General features: G+C 71.5%; 21 protein-coding genes and 1 tRNA gene. 7 read left to right on the top strand and 15 right to left on the bottom strand.

Annotation, left to right across the window (positions count from 1 at the left end; translation table 11 throughout):
* Window positions 1-50: 50 nt before the first annotated feature.
* The 3 genes from K7957_RS14340 to K7957_RS14330 are packed head-to-tail and all read left to right on the top strand — an operon-like array spanning window position 51 to window position 1263.
* Window positions 51-314 (top strand): hypothetical protein, encoded by a 264-nt coding sequence (locus K7957_RS14340; RefSeq protein WP_223012678.1) that lies wholly within the window; start codon window positions 51-53, stop codon window positions 312-314.
* Between the two features lie 45 nt (window positions 315-359).
* The gene (locus K7957_RS14335) at window positions 360-866 is read left to right on the top strand and encodes a hypothetical protein (protein ID WP_223012677.1); all 507 of its coding nucleotides are present in this window, start codon (window positions 360-362) and stop codon (window positions 864-866) included.
* Window positions 817-1263 carry a MarR family transcriptional regulator gene (locus tag K7957_RS14330; protein ID WP_223012676.1) on the top strand — a complete coding sequence of 149 codons (447 nt, stop codon included), beginning with the start codon at window positions 817-819 and terminating at the stop codon, window positions 1261-1263. The genes K7957_RS14335 and K7957_RS14330 overlap by 50 nt, the downstream gene beginning before the upstream one ends.
* A gap of 61 nt (window positions 1264-1324) precedes the next feature.
* Here K7957_RS14330 and K7957_RS14325 read toward each other — a convergent pair.
* From K7957_RS14325 to K7957_RS14290, 8 genes are all read right to left on the bottom strand, one after another.
* Window positions 1325-1400, bottom strand: a tRNA-Val gene (locus K7957_RS14325).
* Window positions 1401-1543: 143 nt separating this feature from the next.
* Window positions 1544-2590 (bottom strand): acyltransferase family protein, encoded by a 1047-nt coding sequence (locus tag K7957_RS14320; protein WP_223012675.1) that lies wholly within the window; start codon window positions 2588-2590, stop codon window positions 1544-1546.
* Between the two features lie 662 nt (window positions 2591-3252).
* Window positions 3253-4182 (bottom strand): winged helix DNA-binding protein, encoded by a 930-nt coding sequence (locus tag K7957_RS14315; protein ID WP_223012674.1) that lies wholly within the window; start codon window positions 4180-4182, stop codon window positions 3253-3255.
* A gap of 4 nt (window positions 4183-4186) precedes the next feature.
* On the bottom strand, window positions 4187-5683 hold the full coding sequence (locus K7957_RS14310; RefSeq protein WP_223012673.1) for an NAD(P)(+) transhydrogenase (Re/Si-specific) subunit beta: 1497 nt from the start codon (window positions 5681-5683) through the stop codon (window positions 4187-4189).
* A 13-nt stretch (window positions 5684-5696) separates the two neighbouring features.
* On the bottom strand, window positions 5697-5993 hold the full coding sequence (locus tag K7957_RS14305) for an NAD(P) transhydrogenase subunit alpha part 2 (RefSeq protein ID WP_183924186.1): 297 nt from the start codon (window positions 5991-5993) through the stop codon (window positions 5697-5699).
* Entirely contained in the window at window positions 5993-6361 is a 369-nt protein-coding gene (locus K7957_RS14300) for an endonuclease domain-containing protein (RefSeq protein ID WP_223012672.1), read from the bottom strand. Before K7957_RS14300 ends, K7957_RS14305 begins: the two co-directional genes overlap by 1 nt.
* Window positions 6362-6615: 254 nt before the next feature.
* Window positions 6616-7740: an NAD(P) transhydrogenase subunit alpha gene (locus tag K7957_RS14295; RefSeq protein WP_223012671.1), complete on the bottom strand. Its 1125-nt coding sequence runs from the start codon at window positions 7738-7740 to the stop codon at window positions 6616-6618.
* A 7-nt stretch (window positions 7741-7747) separates the two neighbouring features.
* On the bottom strand, window positions 7748-7882 hold the full coding sequence (locus tag K7957_RS14290) for an aa3-type cytochrome c oxidase subunit IV (protein ID WP_183924194.1): 135 nt from the start codon (window positions 7880-7882) through the stop codon (window positions 7748-7750).
* A gap of 142 nt (window positions 7883-8024) precedes the next feature.
* Here K7957_RS14290 and K7957_RS14285 point away from each other — a divergent pair, with 142 nt between their 5' ends.
* On the top strand, window positions 8025-9440 hold the full coding sequence (locus tag K7957_RS14285) for a sigma-54-dependent transcriptional regulator (RefSeq protein ID WP_223012670.1): 1416 nt from the start codon (window positions 8025-8027) through the stop codon (window positions 9438-9440).
* A gap of 13 nt (window positions 9441-9453) precedes the next feature.
* Here the strand turns inward: K7957_RS14285 and K7957_RS14280 are convergent, their stop codons facing one another.
* From K7957_RS14280 to K7957_RS14255, 6 genes are all read right to left on the bottom strand, one after another.
* Window positions 9454-9885, bottom strand: coding sequence for a GtrA family protein (locus K7957_RS14280; RefSeq protein WP_223012669.1), 432 nt, complete (start codon window positions 9883-9885; stop codon window positions 9454-9456).
* A 2-nt stretch (window positions 9886-9887) separates the two neighbouring features.
* Window positions 9888-11498: a hypothetical protein gene (locus K7957_RS14275; RefSeq protein ID WP_223012668.1), complete on the bottom strand. Its 1611-nt coding sequence runs from the start codon at window positions 11496-11498 to the stop codon at window positions 9888-9890.
* A 10-nt stretch (window positions 11499-11508) separates the two neighbouring features.
* Window positions 11509-12174, bottom strand: a complete 666-nt coding sequence (locus tag K7957_RS14270; protein WP_343228421.1) for a PEPxxWA-CTERM sorting domain-containing protein — start codon at window positions 12172-12174, stop codon at window positions 11509-11511.
* Window positions 12175-12403: 229 nt separating this feature from the next.
* Entirely contained in the window at window positions 12404-13039 is a 636-nt protein-coding gene (locus K7957_RS14265) for a heme exporter protein CcmB (RefSeq protein ID WP_223012666.1), read from the bottom strand.
* On the bottom strand, window positions 13036-13611 hold the full coding sequence (gene ccmA / locus K7957_RS14260) for a heme ABC exporter ATP-binding protein CcmA (RefSeq protein ID WP_246617115.1): 576 nt from the start codon (window positions 13609-13611) through the stop codon (window positions 13036-13038). The genes K7957_RS14265 and ccmA overlap by 4 nt, the downstream gene beginning before the upstream one ends.
* Complete coding sequence (locus K7957_RS14255; RefSeq protein ID WP_246617114.1) at window positions 13608-14018, bottom strand: metallopeptidase family protein; 411 nt, start codon at window positions 14016-14018, stop codon at window positions 13608-13610. The genes ccmA and K7957_RS14255 overlap by 4 nt, the downstream gene beginning before the upstream one ends.
* A gap of 65 nt (window positions 14019-14083) precedes the next feature.
* Between K7957_RS14255 and K7957_RS14250 the strand changes: the two genes are divergently transcribed.
* A complete protein-coding gene (locus tag K7957_RS14250; RefSeq protein ID WP_183924206.1) occupies window positions 14084-14383 on the top strand; it encodes a 4a-hydroxytetrahydrobiopterin dehydratase in 300 nt (99 codons plus the stop codon).
* Between the two features lie 147 nt (window positions 14384-14530).
* Here the strand turns inward: K7957_RS14250 and K7957_RS14245 are convergent, their stop codons facing one another.
* The gene (locus K7957_RS14245; RefSeq protein WP_223012664.1) at window positions 14531-15313 is read right to left on the bottom strand and encodes an SDR family oxidoreductase; all 783 of its coding nucleotides are present in this window, start codon (window positions 15311-15313) and stop codon (window positions 14531-14533) included.
* 63 nt (window positions 15314-15376) lie between these two features.
* Between K7957_RS14245 and K7957_RS14240 the strand changes: the two genes are divergently transcribed.
* Together K7957_RS14240 and K7957_RS14235 are read left to right on the top strand one after the other, a co-directional pair.
* Entirely contained in the window at window positions 15377-16174 is a 798-nt protein-coding gene (locus tag K7957_RS14240) for an ATP-binding cassette domain-containing protein (RefSeq protein ID WP_223012663.1), read from the top strand.
* Window positions 16171-17709, top strand: coding sequence for an ABC transporter permease/substrate-binding protein (locus tag K7957_RS14235; protein ID WP_223012662.1), 1539 nt, complete (start codon window positions 16171-16173; stop codon window positions 17707-17709). The genes K7957_RS14240 and K7957_RS14235 overlap by 4 nt, the downstream gene beginning before the upstream one ends.
* The last annotated feature ends 134 nt before the right edge of the window (window positions 17710-17843 follow it).

Below are 17843 nucleotides of genomic sequence, written 5' to 3'. Positions count from 1 at the left end.
CCGCCTCGGCCGAGGTCGACGCGGTCGCCACGCTGCTCCGCGAGCTCGAGATGCTGCAGGACCGCGCCTTCGCGGTGTGCGGCCGGCTCATGGCGGCGCTCATCGACGCGCGTATCGAGCAGAATATCGCGCCGATCGTCGGCAAGTCGATCCGCGCCGGGATCAGCGACGTCGCGGTGCAGATCAGCGGCGCGCAGGGCGCCACCGCCGACGTCCACCGCCTGCTCGAGGCGCTGGCCAAGGCGCGCGGGCTCGACGTGCGGCTGTACGGCGACACCGACAAGCAGGATCCCCGCCCCGGCTTCACCGCCTGAGCCGCGGCGGATCGAACGTGATCGACACGATCGGGAAAGCGGCCGATGACGCGAGTCCTCGTCTTCGCCGCGGTGCTGCTGGGCACCTGCCTCTATGCCTTCCGGCGCGGCGGCGCGCCGGAACGCTGGGTGGCGGCGCTGCTGCTGACAGCGGCGATCGCCTCCTACCTGCTGCCGCACGTGCGCGGCTACACCTACTTCCACGTCGAGTGGCAGCGGGTGGCGATCGACGCCGCGCTGCTCGCCGGACTGGTGGCGGTGAGCCTCGCGGCGGACCGATTCTGGCCGCTGTATCTCACCGCCTTCCACGCGCTGACGGTGATGACGCACGGCGTGCGCGCCTACGACCCGGCGGTGCTGCCGATCGTCTACACGCGCGTGGCGGCGTGGCTGGCCTATCCGGGCTTGCTGCTGCTGGTGATCGGTGTGGCGCGCCACCGTCGCCGGCTTCGGGCGGGGGCAAGCGAGTTCGACTGGACCTTCCAGCGGCGGGAGGCGGCCGATGAGGCACGAACCTGCGACGCGCGAGGAGCTGGGCTGCGCGATCCGTGAGATCGAGGCACTGCTCGAGCGGCTGCGCGCCAAGGAAGCGCAGCAGCCCGCCCCCGCGCCCGGCCTGCTCGAGCGCGCCGAGCTGATGTACCAGGAACGCCGCTCGCGCGACCGACTGTTCGGCACCGACCTGTTCGGCGAGGCGGCCTGGGACATTCTGCTCGACCTCTACATCCACCACGGCCGCGGCGCGCTGGTGCCGGTGTCGAGCGCGTGCATCGGCGCCGCGGTGCCGCCCAGCACCGCGCTGCGCTGTCTCGGCAAGCTCGAGACGCGCGGCCTGGTGGTGCGCCGCGCCGACGTCGACGACCGCCGCCGCTCGCTGGTGACGCTGAGCGGCAAGGGGCTCCGCATGATCGAGCTGTACCTGGCGAGCAGCTGGGTCGGGCTGGGATGACGCGGCGGGGGCGATGCGCTGGCGATGCGCCAGCGTGTCGCCCGCCCTCCAGGAACGGCGGTGGTGGGCGCTGACGGGTTCGAACCGCCGACCTACTCGGTGTAAACGAGCCGCTCTACCAGCTGAGCTAAGCGCCCGGCGCGAGGAAAGCCTCGCGAAAACCGCCGTTCGCGGTCTCTCTACACGGGCGGTGTCCGGGAGCAAGAGGGGCGATGAGCTTTTGGCGAGCGCGCCCGGCGCGGAAAAGGATCGACCTGTCTCGGCAGCGCCGCGCGACCACTCAGGCTCCGACGAGCTGGCGACTATGATGCTTCGCGACAAGCTGCACCAGCCGCACGATGCCGAGCGACACCGCCGTGACCGCGAGCGCGGCGAAGAGGAACGCTACGACACCGGTGGGGCGTATCAGCGGAAGCTTGTGCTGCGCCCTCTCCATCGCTGCGATCACGTACTGATGAACAAAGAACACGCCGAAGCTCATATCGCCGAGGCGGCCGATCGACGGCGGCAGAACCCTCATGAATCTGTACAGTGCGCCGAATACGGCCAGGCAGAAAACCAGCTTCGAGATGAGATATACCCCTTCCGTTCCGAAGCCGCCCATGTCGACCAGCAGTGGCAGGAAGATCGAGGTCGCCAACAGGAGATACCAACGCGCGAGAAGCGGCATAACTCGGTCTTTAAAATGGGCCAAGCACATACCGCTGATATAGACGGGCAGGTAGAATATCGCATTGTGGATCGGAGAAGCATCTCCCGGAGAGCGGGATAGCACGAACGAGATACCAAATAATAATGGTAGTATCAGATATCGCCGCGGCCGCCTGTCTATCGTGAGAAATAGGGGAGAAGTAATATAGAATATCATCATGACAGGAATAAACCAGTATGGTGTTAGATGGCTTCCGGTCAGAAGAAGGAACAGCACCATCTCTACGGGTGAATTATCTAAACCTAGTGCACCATTGTCGCTGATGCGCTTCGCTCCCGAGACAAACATGAACAGTGCTGGGATTGAGCATACAAGGTAGGGCAGCATAACATTACGCACCTTAGCCTTTAAGTAGACTATATAGCGAAAGTTAGCTGAGAGGTGTTGAAACAGAAAACCCGAGATAAAGATGAAAATGATATTTACATTTCGTACCACTAAGAGAACTTTTGTTGACCAAACCGCGTCGTTTGGGAGAAACAGAAAGCGCGTATGTGACAGCACGACGAAGAAGATCGCTATAACGCGCGCAGCTTGAATATATTGCAGGCGCTCGCGGCGCGTTCTCGGCGCGCCCTCACGCCCGTCTTCCCGCAGTGTCCGATGCTTAAACACCAGATATGCCCCCGGCGATCGATGTCGCCCAGGCAGCTTTAAGCATGGCTCGTCCGCAGTCTAGATCAGTAAGCTGCCGATGAAGAGTTCAATCGATGCTGATCGATATTCATACCGGCGTCGTCTCTCTTCAGGCAATTCGGGATTACTCCTGCTTAGTCACTAGCTAGTGCGCGGGCCGAATTGAGACCGCTCAACGGCGCTGATGCCTCCGCGTCCGCGCGGCAGCCATTGACCCGCGAAACAAGGGCATCTGCGACGACTGTCCTCGCGGCCGGCGCGATGTAGGAGCGCTCATCAGGCCGGGCTTGTGGAGCTGGCGGTGGCGAGTCACGCCTGCCGGCCCTCGGCTCTTGCGCGCGGCCTGCCGCGCGGCCAGGGACTCGACTATTGCGGGCTGCGCCGACCATTCCGTTAGCGCGCAACGCGACGCCCGGCACTAGACCAATGTCGTGGCGCACAGTCGCCGGGGAGAGACGCCCTCCAGCATCTCTCCGGCCCATCGAGGCTGGCAGCGGCCTTCTCGCGCCGTGTCAGCGATGACGACTGCTGGGTACGGAGCAGGAGCCTTCATCACGCACTGATATCTCGAGGGCGCGCATCACCTCCGACGCGGCGGTGCGACCGATCGCTCCCGGTCCGCACGACATGCGAACACCTTCTCACACCAGCGGCAGGCCCGCCTCGACGAGCGCGCCGAGATAGGCCTGGAGCGCGCGCACCGCCTCGTCGGTGAGCCCGATGAAGACGCGGCGGCGGTCGTCCGGGTCGGGCATGCGCGCGAGCAGCCGGCGCTCCGTCAGCCGCGTGATCCAGCGCAGCGCGGTGGTCGGCGGCACCGCCGCGGCGATGCACAGGCTCGACACCGATACACGCCGCCGCTCCAGGTGCGAGGCATAGAGGTCGAGCAACATGTCCCAGGCAGGGTCCTCGAACAGGCCCTCGCCGAGGAAGCGGTCGCGCAGCCGCCTCGCGCGCACGACCGCGCGCAGCTGCGCCGCGGAAATCGCCACCGGCGCGATGGGTGCCGCGTGGAAGACCCGCCGGGGCTCCTCGGCGCGGTCGAGCCCGACGCCGCCGTCGCTCAGCTGCGCGAGCAGCGCCGCGATCCGCGCCACCTCGGCGCTGAGCCTTGCCAGCCGTTCCGAGTCGCGCTCGGGCGAGCGCACGCCGCCGCCCCCCCCGCGCGCCGCTGCCACCGCGAGCGCGCCGATCCACTCGGCGCGGTCGGGCTCGCACAGCAGCTGCACCGCGGCTGCCTCCTCGCCCAGCGCAGCGACGACCGGATCGATCTGCGCCACCGAGAAAGCGACGATGACGCGCCACCCGCGCGCCGCGGCGAGCGAGTCGATCGCCGCGACCGAGTCGTGCGCCAGCGCGTCGTCTGCACCTGCGAGATCCAGCACGATCGCTGGCGCGTCCTCGCGCAGCGCCAGCGCACCGGGTGCCTCGGCGAGCGGGTGGTGCGCGACGATCGTGCCGCGGAGCAGCGCGATGGCCTCGCGCGCGTCGAGCGCGCCGGTGCCGTGGAGGCTGCCGAGCGCGAAGGCGGGCGCCGGCTCGCCGCCGGCGTCGTAGAAAGCCGCAGACATCGCCTCAGTCGAGCGACTTGACGATATCTTCCACCATCTTCTTGGCGTCGGCGAGCAGCATCATGGTATTGTCCCGGTAGAAGACCTCGTTGTCGACTCCAGCATAGCCGACTCCGCCCATCGACCGTTTGATGAAGAGAATTGTTTTGGCCTTCTCGACGTCGAGCACGGGCATGCCGTAGATCGGGGAGGTGCGGTCGGTCTTCGCCGCCGGGTTGGTCACGTCGTTGGCGCCGATCACGAACGCCACGTCGGTCTGCGCGAACTCGGAGTTGATGTCCTCCAGCTCGAACACGTCGTCATAGGGGACGTTGGCCTCGGCGAGCAGCACGTTCATATGGCCCGGCATGCGCCCCGCCACGGGGTGGATGGCATATTTGACGCGGACGCCGTGCGCCTTGAGCTTGTCACCCATCTCGCGCAGCACGTGCTGCGCCTGCGCCACCGCCATGCCGTAGCCGGGGACGATGATCACCTGCTCGGCCTGGCTCATCAGGAAGGCGGCGTCCTCGGCCGAGCCGCGCTTCCACGCCCGGTCGCTCGCCGCCGCGCCGCCCGGACCGCCCGCCGCCTCCGCGCCGAAGCCGCCCGCGATCACGCTGACGAAGCTGCGGTTCATCGCGCGGCACATGATGTAGCTGAGGATCGCGCCGGAGGATCCGACCAGCGCGCCGGTGATGATCATCGCGCTGTTGTGGAGCGTGAACCCCATCGCCGCCGCGGCCCAGCCCGAGTAGCTGTTGAGCATCGACACGACCACCGGCATGTCCGCGCCGCCGATCGGCACGATCAGCAGGAAACCGATCGCGAACGACAGCAAGGTCACCGTCCAGAACACCCAGGGCGACTGGTCGACGGTGAAATAGGCGACCAGCAGCAGGATCGCGGCGACCACGCCGAGGTTGATCGCGTGGCGCGCGGGCAGCAGGATCGGCTTGCCCCCCATGTTGCCGTTGAGCTTGAGGAAGGCGATCACGCTGCCCGAGAAGGTGATCGCGCCGATCGCCACGCCCAGCCCCATCTCGACGCGGCTGACCGGCTCGATCAGCGCCACCGCGCTGCCGTCGGGGAAGAGCACCGGCACCGCGATGCCGAAGGCGACCGGGTTGAGGAAGGCCGCCGCGGCGACCAGCACCGCGGCGAGCCCGACCAGGCTGTGGAAGGCCGCGACCAGCTGCGGCATCGCGGTCATCGCGATCCGCCGCGCCACGCCGATGCCGATCGCGCCGCCGAGCGCGATCGCGGCGACGATCTCGAACGCCGCGACATAGTCGACCCGCGCGATCAGCGCGGCATAATCCTCGCCCTCGATCAGCGTGGCGGTGAGCGGCACGTGCGTGACGAGCGTGGTCACCACCGCGACGCCCATGCCGACCATGCCGAGGCGGTTGCCGCGCTGGCTGGTGGCGGGGCTGGAGAGCCCGCGCAATGCCAGGATGAAGCACACGCCGGCGACGAGATAGGCCAGCGCGACCCAGGGGTTCACCGCGACATGCTCCACTTGGCTCTCCCCCTCACGGCCGCGGTGCCGGCCGCTCCTTCTTCTTGTACATGGCGAGCATCCGCTGCGTCACCGCGAAGCCGCCGAAGATATTGACGCTGGCGAGCACCACCGCGGCGAGCCCGAGCCATTTCGAGCCGGTGCTGCCCGCCGCCGCGCCCGCGATCAGCGCGCCGACGATGATCACGCTGGAGATGGCGTTGGTCACCGCCATCAGCGGCGTGTGCAGCGCGGGCGTGACCGACCAGACGACGTAATAGCCGACGAAACAGGCCAGCACGAAGATCGATAGGATGGCGACGAAGTCCATCATTGTGCTCCGGCGGTGCGGGGGGCGGCGAGCATGACGAGGTGTCTGACGATGTCGTCGAGATCGTCGAGCACGTCGCTCGCGGCGACGCGGACGGTCAGCAGTCCGCGCGCGGCGAAGCAGGCGTCGCGGGCGGCGTCGCGGGCGGGGTGGTCGCCGCGCTCGCGTGCTGCGCTGTCGATCTCCAGGATCAGGCGTGCGACGTGACAGTAGAAGTCGGCGACATAGGCGCCGGACGGGTGCTGACGGCGGAACTTGAAGCCACCCGGCCGCTCTCGCAGCGCGCGCCACAGGAGGACTTCAGGCAGCGACATGGTCTGCCGCAGCCGGCGCGCGAGCGGCGCGACACCCTCTTGCCCTTGCAGCACCTAGATCCTCCGCTGAAAGGGGAGGTGGCAGCGCGCAGCGCTGACGGAGGGGTGATCCGGCCGGCGATCGGCGCTGGACTCACGACCGGCGATACCCCTCCGTCGCGCTACGCGCGCCACCTCCCCTTTCAGGGGAGGATGAAAAAGGTCGCTCGCCACTTTATTGCCATCACGAAGTTGATGCGGTCGTTGCGGACCTACCCGAGCACTGCCTCCAACCGCGATGATCCGCCCCGCCGCACCCTTGCACTCCCTCACGACACCAGCCTCGCGTTCACCACCGCGCCGCCGCGGGTCAGCCGCACCGCGTCGCCGATCTCGGCGTCGAGCACCGGGCGGCCCTGCTCCTTGTCCCAGAAGGTCGAGAGGAAATTGTACAGGTTGCGCGCGTAGAGCGCCGCCGCATCGGCCGCCAGCCGCGCCGCCGTGTTGCGATGGCCGATGATGCGTACGCCGTGGCGCTCCACGATCTCCCCCGCCACCGCGCCCTCGACGTTGCCGCCCTGTTCCACCGCCAGATCGACCAGCACGCTACCCGGGCGCATCGTCGCGAGCTGCGCGTCGCTGACCAGCCGCGGGGCCGCGCGCCCCGGGATCAGCGCGGTGGTGATGACGATGTCCTGCTTGGCGATATGCGCCGACACCAGCTCGGCCTGCGCCTTCTGATACTCGGGCGACATCTCGCCGGCATAGCCGCCGCTGCCCTCGCCCTCGATCCCCGCCACCGCCTCGACGAACACCGGCTTGGCGCCGAGCGACAGGATCTGCTCCTTGGTCGCCGAGCGCACGTCGGTGGCGGAGACCTGCGCGCCGAGCCGCCGCGCGGTGGCGATCGCCTGCAACCCGGCCACGCCGACGCCCATCACGAAGACGCGCGCCGCGGAGACCGTCCCCGCCGCGGTCATCATCATCGGGAAGGCGCGGCCATATTCCGCGGCGGCGTCGATCACCGCCTTGTAGCCGGCGAGATTCGACTGCGACGACAGCACGTCCATCGACTGCGCGCGCGTGATCCGCGGCATCAGGTCCATCGCCAGCGCCTCATAGCCCGCCGCGGCATAGGCATCGATTCGCGCGCGACCGTCGCCGAACGGCGCCATGATCGCCACCACCCAGGCGCCCGGCGCGATCCCGGCGAGCGAATCGGGCGCGGGCGGCTGCACCGCCAGCACGATCGCGGCGCCCGCGAGCGTGGCGGCGCGGTCGCCCAGCGATGCGCCGGCGGCGGCATAGTCCGAATCGGCGATCGACGCGCCGGTGCCCGCCCCGGCCTCGACCGCGACCTCGGCACCCAGCGCGATGAACTTGCGCGCGGTCTCGGGCGTGGCGGCGACGCGGCGCTCGCCGGATGCCTGCTCGCTGACGACCGCGATCTTCACGCCGTGGCTACGCGATCAGCCAGATGACGAAGAAGGCGAGGAGGAAACAGATCACCGCGCCATATTTCAGCCAGCCGATCATGCCGGAATAGGTCGCCTCGTGCGCCTTGATGTCGCCGCGCCCCGCGCCACTCTCCGCCATCTTTTCCTCATATTTCTCACTATCGTCGTCGGCAGCGTAGAGGCGCGGTCGGGTGGAGGCAATATCACCGTTGCGGCTTAAGCCCGCCTTTACTCAGAACGGTTAGTCGATAGGCAGGGAGCCACGGGACGATAGGCCAGACATGACGCGTAACGGACAACGTCTGCTGATGCTGATCGACGAGGACGCGGCACAGCGTCGCGTCATCGCGACGCTCGCCGCGCGGGGCGGGTGGCGAATCGTGTTCGCGGACGATCCCGCCGCGGCGGTGGCGACGCTCGCCACGCCCGACGGCATGCAGCTCGACGCGATCCTGCTCGATCCGGGCAGCGCGGGCTGGGACCCGGCCGAGCTGATCGGCGAGCTGCGCGGCTATCGCGCGCAGCTGCCGATCCTGATGCTGACCGCCCAGGCCTCGGTGGCGCAGGCGGTCGACGCGATGCGCGCCGGCGCCACCGACTATCTCGCCAAGCCGCTCGCGCCCGAGCGGCTGCTCCAGGCGCTCGACCGCGCGGTCGCCGCGACCGCCGCGGGCGAGCTGCGCCCGCTGACCGAGAAGATCCCGGCGATGCTGGGCTTCGACGAGATCATCGGCACCGCGCCCGAGTTCCGCGCCGCGCTCGCCATCGCCGCCAAGGCGGCGCGCGCGCGCGTGCCCGTGCTGATCGAGGGCGAGAGCGGCGTCGGCAAGGAAGTGGTCGCCGAGGCGATCCACGCCGCCAGCCCGCGCGCCGCGGCGCCGCGGATCACGCTCAACTGCGGCGCCATCCCCGCCAACCAGATCGAGAGCGCGCTGTTCGGCCATGAGGAGGGCGCCTTCCCCGGCGCGTTCCAGCGCAAGACCGGCCGCATGGTCGAGGCCGACGGCGGGACGCTCTTCCTCGACGAGGTCGATCACCTGCCGCTCGACGCGCAGCGCCGCCTGCTCGCCGCGCTCCAGTCGGGCGAGGTGCTGCCGCTCGGCGGGCGCCACGCGCGGGCGGTCGACGCGCGCGTGATCGCCGCCACCAACAAGCGCCTGCTCGACGAGGTCGCCGCCGGACGTTTCCGCGAGGATCTCTACTATCGTCTCAACGCGGTCTCGGTGGTGATCCCGCCGCTGCGCGAGCGCGCCGGCGACATCCCCGCGCTGACCCGCCACCTGCTCGAGCGCATCGCGACTCAGCCGGGGCTGCGCGAGCTCGCGATCAGCGATGACGCGGTGATGCTGCTGATGACCTACGACTGGCCGCACAACGTGCGCCAGCTGCAGGACGCCTTGTTCCGCGCCGCGGTGCAGTGCGACGGCGACACGCTGACTCGCGCCGACTTCCCGCAGATCGCGGCGCTGGGCCAGCGCGGCCCGCGCGCGGCGAACCGCGCCGGCGAGGCCGCGGGCGTGCCCTTGTTCCGCTCCGACGGACACCTGCGCACGATCGAGGAGATCGAGGCCGATCTCATCCGGCTCGCGATCACGCACTATCGCGGCCGCATGACCGAGGTCGCGCGGCGGCTCGGGATCGGCCGCTCGACGCTCTACCGCAAGCTCGGCGAGCTCGGCATCGACAGCGCGGCGTGAGACGGGGACGGCCTCACCGCCGCCGGGTCGCGCGCGCCTCGGCCAGCGCCGCGCGCGCGGGGCGGTGGAACACGAGCAGTCGCGCCACGGTGTAGTTGACCGGCAGCACCGCCGCGATCGCGAGCAATTTGGCGAAGGCGGGCGCGATCAGCAGCGACGCCTCGGCGACGATCGCGGTGCTCAGCGTCAGCCCGATCAGCACCATGATCGCGAAGCGCAGCGCCTGCGCCAGCACCGCGCCCTCGCGCGCGGCGAAGGTCCACTCGCGGTTGAGCCAGAAGTTCGCCACCGACGCGACCGCGTAGGACACGACGTTACTCAGCCCCGGGTCGGTGCCGAGCTCGGCGAGCAGCAGGAACAGACAGGCGTCGAGCAGAGTGGCAATCGCGCCGACGCTGGCGAAGCGCGCGCCGCTGCCTGCGAGCGTCGTGAGGTAGGCGCGCATCGTCACTTCTCCTCTTCCAGTGCGACGAAGGCGTGGGCGCGGGCGGTCGCCAACGCCGCGGCGCGGTAGCCATGCGCCAGCGCGTAGCGCTCGAACGCTGGGTCGAACGGCGGCTCCCAGCCGGTCACGATCGCGCTCGGCGGTCGCGCGGCGAGGAAGGCGTCGAGCGTCGCGGGCGCGGCAGTGGTGAACCAGCGACGGTCCGCGGGCGCGAGATAGGGCGCGAGCCGATAGACGAAGGGGCCGTTGGCGAACTCGGGGTAGATCGCCAGCCCGCCCTCGAGCGGCAGGATCGGCGCCAGCGTCGCGACCGGCGCGGTGCCGTCGCCGACCAGCGCGCGCAACCGCTCGCCGTCGGCGTGGACCTGCACCCCGGTCCAGCGCGCCGGACGCAGCGCGTCGGGCACACCCGCGAGCAGCCGCGGCGCGAGCAGGAGGAGGCAGATACCCGCCCCGGCCCACAGCGCCGCGGTCGCGGCGGGGCGCGTGTCGGCGGGCACGGCGGCGTAGGAGAGGATCACCGCCGCGGCCACGAACGGCAGCGGCGGCAAGTAATATTGCGGGAAGGCCGGGGTCGGCAGGAACGACAGCGCCGCGCCCGACAGCGCCAGCGCGCCGCACAGCAGAAGCGGCCAGACGGAGATGTCACGCCCGCGCCGCCCGCGCCACGCCGCCGCGACGAACAGCACGATCAGCAGCAGGGCCAGCCCCCCGCCGGCGCCGAGCCACACCTGGTCGGCGACCATGATCTTGCCCGCGAGCGTCATCACCTTGGGCTCGGTCGCCTGCTGCCAATAAGCGCGGTGCGGCCCGGTGAAATAGCGGATCGTGTGCGCCAGCAGCCCCTCGGGCTCGCGCGCGAGATACACGAGCAGCGGCGTGCCGCCGACCAGTCCGCCGAGCACCAGCGGGATCAGCACGGTGCGGAACCGCTCGGCGAGCGACAGCGACTCGCGCCCGACCAGCAGCGCGGCGAGTCCGACGCAGGGGAGGACGAAGACGAACGCCACCTTCATCGTCACCGCCAGCGCGAGACTGCCCCCCGCCGCTGCGAACGTCGCCGGCGCCGGGCGCGCGCCTCGCTGTCCGAGGATCAGCAGGTGCAACCCGAGCAGCGCGAACGGCACCGGCAGGAAGTTGTTGGTGACGAGCATGCCCGCCGGGTCGAGCATCCCGCCGCTCGCCAGCGCCAGCCCGGCGAACAGCGCGGCGGGGAGGCGCTCGCGCGGCGCGGCGACGTGCGTGCGCGCCAAAATCCACAGCAGCACGGCGGTGGCGAGCCAGCAGGCCGACACCAGCAGCCGCCCGACCAGCAGCAGATGGTCAGCGCCGGTCAGCGCGTAGACGCCGCCGAGCAGCAGCGGCAGGCCGGGGAAGTGGTTGTAGCCGAGCGTCTGGTAGAGCGGCTCGCGGAACACCAGCCGCGCGGCGGCGACATGGCCCTGCTCGTCGTGGCCGAGCGGGAAGGCCATGATCCGCCCGAACAGCCCGAGCAGCAGCGTCCCCGCGCCCAGCGCCACCGCGGCGCGCCGTGCGAGCGCGGCGCCACCGCGCGCGGCGGCGAGGCGCCGCGCCGGCGCGGGATCGATCGCGACGAGCGGCAGCGCGCCCATCGCGCGCGGCTCAGGCCGCCGCGCCGCGGCGCGCGCGCCGCCGCAGCATCGCGCCGACGAGGCCCAGCCCCGCGATCATCGTCATCCACGTCCCCGGCTCGGGCACCGCGCCGCCGGCGGCCTGCTGGAAGACGATGTCGTCGAGCTCGAACGAGGTCGGCGAGCTGAAGGTCAGCCGGCGCAGCGTCTCGCCCGCGGCCAGCGCGATCGCGACGCGGCGGTTGCCCGTCGCCGAGGTCTCGCTGCCATAGCCGCGCGTGATCAGGTCACTGCCGAGCACGCTGAGCACGCCCGCGCTGGTCTCGACGATCAGTTCGTTGGCGCGGTCGATCGAGCCCCAGTAGAGGCTGAAATCGCCGAGCGCGGCGGCGACATCATCGCTGAAGTCGAGCGTCGCCGACCCCGCCGCGCCGCCGCCCGGCACCGAGAGGTAGCGCGTCAGGTCGCCCGCGGGGGCATAGCCCTGCTTGGGCTGGAAGCCCTGGAGGATCTGATAGGTGCTGCCCGCGGCGAAGACGATCCCGGCGGGCAGCGCGCCCTCGAAGTCGAGCGTCAGCACGCCGCTGGCGCCCGGGTCCGATGCGCCGGGCGCGCTGCCGACGAGCGTCGCCGCCACCGCGGGCGTGCCCGCGAGCGCGGCGATGCCGAGAAGAAAGGATATCGCGAGTGTACGCACCGTGATTGCCCCCTGAGTCGTGCCATGTCCCCGCGGCGAGTGTAGCGGCGCGGCGGCACCGCGCGGCAAGCGCATCGGGTGTACTACCGGGAGCCGCGGCGCGCGCTCGGTCGGGCCCGGCGGCGCTCCATTGATCCACGTTGCAACCCGGCTGTTGTCCGGCGAACGCGGGTACCCAGGGCCAAGAAAAACAGCGGTCCACGACGGGCTGGCTACGCCAGGACGAGTATCACTCCAGCGCCGCCCTGATCGCCGCTCCCGCGGCGAGCGGCGCGCCGACCAACAGCACCAGGCTGGTCGCCGCGAGAAGCTGGAGCCCGCCGCTCCCGCCCGTCAGCGCGCCCGCCCCGAAGATCAGCAGCGGCACCGCGAGCGGCAGCATCACCAGCCCCGCGACCGCCCCGGCGCCGCGCACGCCCGCGGTGAGCGCCGCGGTCGCGACCGCCAGCGCGGCGAGCCCCGGTGTCCCGAGCGCCAGCCCGGCGAGCACCGGCAGCAGCTGCGCCGCCGATAGATCGAGCAGCGCCGCCGCTCCCAGCGTGGCGAGGAGCAGCGGCGGCGCGAACGCCAGCCAGTGCGCCGCTACCTTGGCCAAGGCGATCGTCACCGGCGTCCGCCCGCGCACCACCAGCTGATCGATCACGCCCGAGTCGAGGTCGGGCGCGACCAGCCGCTCGACCGGCAGCAGCGCGGCGAGCAGCGCCGCCGCCCAGATCACTCCGCCGCCGACGCGGGCCAGCAGCGTCGCGTCGGGGCCGATCGCGAAAGGAAACAAGGTCGCGACCAGCAGGAAGAAGCTCACCAGCAACGTCGCGCCGCCGCTCGCGTAAGCGCGGCGCACGTCGCGCCAGATCAGCGCGGTCACAGCGCCACCTCGGTCGCGCCGGGCAGCGCGAGCGGCTGGTGCGTCGTCACCACCGCCGCCCCCCCCGCGCCGCGATGCCCCTCCAGCAGCAGCGCGAGCCGCGCGACCGCGGCGGCGTCGAGCCCGCTCGCCGGCTCGTCGAGCAGCCACAGCTCGGCACCCGAGGCGACCACGCGCGCCAGCGCGGCGCGGCGGCGCTGGCCGGTGGAGAGCAGCCGCACCGGCACGTCGGCGAGCTTGTCGAGCGCCACCGCCGACAGCGCGGCGGCGACCCGCGTCTCCGCCGCGGGCACGTCGTCCTGCGCCGCCCAGAAGCGCAGCGCCTCGACGAGCGCGCGCTCCGGGTCGAGCGCGGCGGCCTCGCCCATCCACGCCACGCGCCCGCCGCGCGCCACCGTCCCCGCCGCGGGCGCGAGTAGCCCCGCGAACACGCGCAGCAGCGACGACTTGCCCGCGCCGTTCGGGCCGGTGACCAGCGCCGCCTCGCCGCGCTCGAGCGTCAGCTCGAGATCCTCGGCGAGCAGCCGGCCGCCGCGCGCCACCGCCAGCCCGCGCGCCGCCAGCAGCGTCAATCCGCCACCGCCGCTTCCAGCGCGTGCATGTCGTCGTCGCTGAGGCCGAAATGATGGCCAATCTCGTGGATGGTCACGTGCGCGACGAGCTCGTCGAGCCGCACCCCGGTCTCGCACCATTCGGCCAGGATCGCTTGGCGGTAGAGGTGGATGCGGTCGGGCAGCGCGGCGCTGTCGAAGGCGCTCTTCTCGCCGATCGGGCGGCCGTGATAGACGCCGGTGAGGTCGAGCGGGTGGTCGATCTCCAGCGCCGCGAGCGTCTCGGCGTCGGCCTCCTCCTCGACCAGCAGCACCACGTCACCGAGATGGCGGCGGAAGGCGTCGGGCAGGCGCGCGATTACCGAGCGCGCGTGCGCCTCGATCGCGTCGGCGGAGGGCGCCTCCCCCATCGGCTCTTGCTCGTTCATTCCCCGCGCCATACCGCTCGCGCGCGGGCCGCGGCAAGCGGCGGGGCGGTCAGAGGGAGTGCGTGATGGCGGCGATCGAACAACTCAGCGAGGCCGAGCGCGCCGACGCGCTCGATGGCCTGCCCGAGTGGGATTATGACGACGCGCGCGACGCGATCACGCGTACGATCGTCTTCACCGATTTCGCCGAGGCGTTCGGTTTCATGACCCAGGTGGCGCTGCTGGCGGAGCGCGCCGACCACCACCCCGAGTGGAGCAACGTGTGGAACCGCGTGGAGATACTGCTGACGACGCATGATGCGGGCGGCCTGTCCGAGCGCGACATCGAGCTGGCGACCGCGATCGACGCGATCTTGGGGGGGTAGGCCAAGATCCTCCCCGCTGGCGGGGAGGTGGCAGCGCGCCAGCGCTGACGGAGGGGGCTCTCCGCACGCCGCACCGGCTCGTATGCGGACGCCCCCCCTCCACCACGCGCCTCGCGCGCGGTCCCCCTCCCCGCGAGCGGGGAGGATCTACCGCATCACCCGCCGCCGCATCGACGTGCGCAACCGCCCCGGCAGCCAGCGTGCCGCGAAGGCGAGCCGCTTCGCGGTCGGGCCCACCAACGTGTGGAGCCGATCGCCCTGCACCGCCGCCCAGGCCTGCTCCGCCGCCACCTCGACCGGGGTGAACTCCAGCCCCGCCGCCACCACCGCCTCGCGCGCGGTGCGGTTCGAGCCCGCGACCGGCGCGGTGAGCAGCGCGGTGTCGATGAAGCCCGGCATCAGCGACCGCACGCGGATGCCCTCGCGCGCCCACTCGCCGTCGAGCGCCTCGGTCAGCCCGCGCACCGCGAACTTGGTCGCGGAGTAAGCGGCGAGCCCGGACGAGCCGTAGATCGCGGAGGCCGAGGCGGTGTTGAGCAGGCACGATCCCGGCGTCGCGCGCAAATACGGATAGGCCAGCCGCGCGCCATAGGCGACGCCGCGGAAGTTCACGTCGATGACGCGATCGAGCGCCTCGATCGCGATCTCGCCGAAGGCGCCGCCCACCGCCACGCCGGCGTTGTTGAACAGCACGTCGAGCCGCCCGTCACTGATCGCCGCGAACTCGGCGAGCACATGCTCCCACTCGGCCGGGTCGCGCACGTCCATCTGGTGCGTGCTGGTGCGATCGCGCGGCAGCAGCGCGGCGGTCGCGGCGAGCCCGCGCTGGTCGATGTCGGCGAGCCCGACGCGCCAGCCCTCCGCGGCGAAGCGCTGCGCCACCGCGCGACCGATGCCCGAGCCGCCGCCGGTGACGAGTATCGCCCTCATTCTCACCCTCTCCTGCTTCTTGACGCTTGTTAGTGGCGCAGGCTTCCCGCATCGTCGCGCACGATGCCAGCACAATCGCTGCCCACGCCGGCGAGCGGCCCGGCGATCGCGTTCGAGCGCGTCGCCAAAGTCTATGCCGACGGCACCGCCGCGGTGGACGACGTCTCGCTGACGCTCGCGCCGGGCAGCCTGGTGGCGCTGGTCGGCGCGTCGGGCTCGGGCAAGTCGACGCTGCTCAAGACGATCAACCGGCTGGTGGTGCCGAGCGCAGGCCGGGTCATGCTCGACGGAAGCGACGTGGCGGACGGGCCGCCGCACGCGCTGCGGCGGCGGATCGGCTATGTCTTCCAGGAAGTCGGTCTCTTCCCCCACCTCACCGTCGCGGAGAATGTCGCGCTGCCGCTGCGCGTCGCCGGGAGGCGCGACGACGATCGCGTCGCGGCGATGCTCGACCTCGTCGACCTGCCCGCCGCCCTCTCGACGCGGCTGCCCGCCGAGCTCTCGGGCGGGCAGCGCCAGCGCGTCGGGGTCGCGCGCGCGCTCGTCACCGGCCCGCGGCTGTTGCTGATGGACGAGCCGTTCGGCGCGCTCGACCCGGTCACGCGCGAGGCGCTGATGGAATCGGTCGCGCGGCTCCACCGCGAACTCGCGCTGACCACGGTGATGGTCACCCACGACATGGCCGAGGCGCTGCTCGCCGCCGACCGCGTGCTGGTGATGGAGCACGGCCGCGTCGTCGCCGACGAGACGCCAGCGGCGCTGCTCACCGGCGCGGGTGGCGAGCGCGCCGCGGCGCTGGTCGCGGTACCGCGCGCGCAGGCCGAGCGACTCGCGGCCCTCGCGCGGAGGGGCGGCGCATGAGCGAGGCGCTCGCGCGAGTCCCCGCGCTGGCGGCGCAGCACCTGCTGCTCGCGCTCGCGGCGCTGCTGCTCGCGCTGGCGCTGGGACTGCCGCTCGGGCTGCTCGCGGCGCGGCGGCGCCACCTCGGCGCGGCGGTGCTGGGCTTCGCCAGCCTGGTGCAGACCGTCCCCAGCCTCGCGCTGCTCGCGCTCTTCTACCCCGCCTTGCTGTGGCTCTCGGCTTCGGTCGGCGGCGGCATCCCCGCGCTCGGCTTCCTGCCGGCACTGCTCGCGCTGACGCTCTATGCGCTGCTGCCGATCGTGCGAAACCTCGTCACCGGGCTCGCCGGGATCGACCGCGCGCTGCTGACCGCCGCGGACGGGATCGGCATGACCGCGGCGCAGAAGCTGCGCTGGGTCGAGGCGCCACTGGTGCTGCCCGTGGCGATGGCGGGGGTGCGTACCGCCGCGGTATGGACGATCGGCGCGGCGACGCTGTCGACCACCGTGGGCCAGCCGAGCCTGGGCGATCTCATCTTCGCGGGATTGCAGACTCAGGCCTGGACGTTGGTGATGGCGGGCTGTGTCGGCGCGGCGGCGCTGGCGCTGGCGGTGGACGCGCTGCTGGGCTTTGCCGAGCGGGCGGCGGGGCGGCGGCAGTGGCGGCGCATGGCGGCGGCACTGGCGCTGCTGGTCGCCGCCGGCGCGGCCGCAAGCACGCCGCTGTGGCGCGGCGGTGGCGACGGCGGGCGAACGGTGGTGGTCGGCGCCAAGAACTTTTCCGAGCAATATATCCTGGCGCGGCTGATCGGCGCGCGGCTGGAGCGGGCAGGGTATAGCGTGACCTACCGCGACGGGCTCGGCTCGGCGGTGGCGTTCGGCGCGGTGGCGAGCGGCGCGGTCGACGTCTACGTCGACTATGCCGGCACGTTATGGACCGGCGCGATGGCGCGGCGCGACACCCCGCCGCGCGCCCGGCTGGTGGCCGAGCTGGCGCGCTGGACCGAGCGGTCGCGCGGCGTCACCTTGTTGGGGACGCTCGGCTTCGAGAACGCCTACGCCTTCGCGATGCGCGGCGCCGATGCGCGCGGGCGCGGCATCGCCTCGCTCGACGATCTGGTCGCGGCGGCGCCGAGGCTGCGGCTCGGCGCCGACCTCGAATTCCTCGACCGGCCGGAATGGGCCGCGATCCGGGCCGCTTATCCTTTGCGCTTCGCCGCGACGACGCCGTACAGCCCGACCTTCATGTACCGCGCGCTGGCGAGCGGACGCGCCGACGTGATCAGCGCCTTCTCGTCGGACGGACGGATCGCGGCGGAGCATCTGATTGTGCTGAGCGACCCGCGCGGCGCGATCCCCTCCTATGACGCGTTGCTGCTGCTGGCGCCGGCGCGACGCGAGGACGCGCGTTTCCGCGCCGCGCTGGCGCCGCTGGTCGGGCGCATCCCGGTCGCGGCGATGCGCTCGGCGAATTATCTGGTCGACCGCGACACCGACAAGAAGTCGCCGGAAGCGGCGGCGGCGTGGCTGGCGTCGAAGGTCGGACTGGGCGAGTGACTCCCCTCCCCTTCAGGCGAGAGGTCGGGGGTGGGGGCTTAGCGCGAGCGCCGCATCTGTTTTCGAGAGCGAACGCCCAGCGGAACCGTCCCACCCCAGCCCTCCCCTGAAGGGGAGGGAGCGCTGCGCCCTGC

The sequence above is a fragment of the Sphingomonas yunnanensis genome, assembly GCF_019898765.1.
GTDB lineage: Bacteria > Pseudomonadota > Alphaproteobacteria > Sphingomonadales > Sphingomonadaceae > Sphingomonas > Sphingomonas yunnanensis.
The sequence above is the reverse complement of the archived record's forward strand: the minus strand, read 5'-3'. Positions and strand labels throughout refer to the sequence as shown.

What these genes read in the sequence shown, in the direction of transcription:
- K7957_RS14340 (WP_223012678.1), top strand. Translation starts at nt 51, where the DNA reads ATGCTGCAGGACCGCGCCTTCGCGGTGTGCGGCCGGCTCATGGCGGCG.
- K7957_RS14335 (WP_223012677.1), top strand. Translation starts at nt 360, where the DNA reads ATGACGCGAGTCCTCGTCTTCGCCGCGGTGCTGCTGGGCACCTGCCTC.
- K7957_RS14330 (WP_223012676.1), top strand. Translation starts at nt 817, where the DNA reads ATGAGGCACGAACCTGCGACGCGCGAGGAGCTGGGCTGCGCGATCCGT.
- K7957_RS14315 (WP_223012674.1), bottom strand. Translation starts at nt 4,182, where the DNA reads ATGTCTGCGGCTTTCTACGACGCCGGCGGCGAGCCGGCGCCCGCCTTC.
- K7957_RS14305 (WP_183924186.1), bottom strand. Translation starts at nt 5,993, where the DNA reads ATGGACTTCGTCGCCATCCTATCGATCTTCGTGCTGGCCTGTTTCGTC.
- K7957_RS14290 (WP_183924194.1), bottom strand. Translation starts at nt 7,882, where the DNA reads ATGGCGGAGAGTGGCGCGGGGCGCGGCGACATCAAGGCGCACGAGGCG.
- K7957_RS14285 (WP_223012670.1), top strand. Translation starts at nt 8,025, where the DNA reads ATGACGCGTAACGGACAACGTCTGCTGATGCTGATCGACGAGGACGCG.
- K7957_RS14280 (WP_223012669.1), bottom strand. Translation starts at nt 9,885, where the DNA reads ATGCGCGCCTACCTCACGACGCTCGCAGGCAGCGGCGCGCGCTTCGCC.
- K7957_RS14275 (WP_223012668.1), bottom strand. Translation starts at nt 11,498, where the DNA reads ATGGGCGCGCTGCCGCTCGTCGCGATCGATCCCGCGCCGGCGCGGCGC.
- K7957_RS14255 (WP_246617114.1), bottom strand. Translation starts at nt 14,018, where the DNA reads ATGAACGAGCAAGAGCCGATGGGGGAGGCGCCCTCCGCCGACGCGATC.
- K7957_RS14250 (WP_183924206.1), top strand. Translation starts at nt 14,084, where the DNA reads ATGGCGGCGATCGAACAACTCAGCGAGGCCGAGCGCGCCGACGCGCTC.
- K7957_RS14245 (WP_223012664.1), bottom strand. Translation starts at nt 15,313, where the DNA reads ATGAGGGCGATACTCGTCACCGGCGGCGGCTCGGGCATCGGTCGCGCG.
- K7957_RS14240 (WP_223012663.1), top strand. Translation starts at nt 15,377, where the DNA reads ATGCCAGCACAATCGCTGCCCACGCCGGCGAGCGGCCCGGCGATCGCG.
- K7957_RS14235 (WP_223012662.1), top strand. Translation starts at nt 16,171, where the DNA reads ATGAGCGAGGCGCTCGCGCGAGTCCCCGCGCTGGCGGCGCAGCACCTG.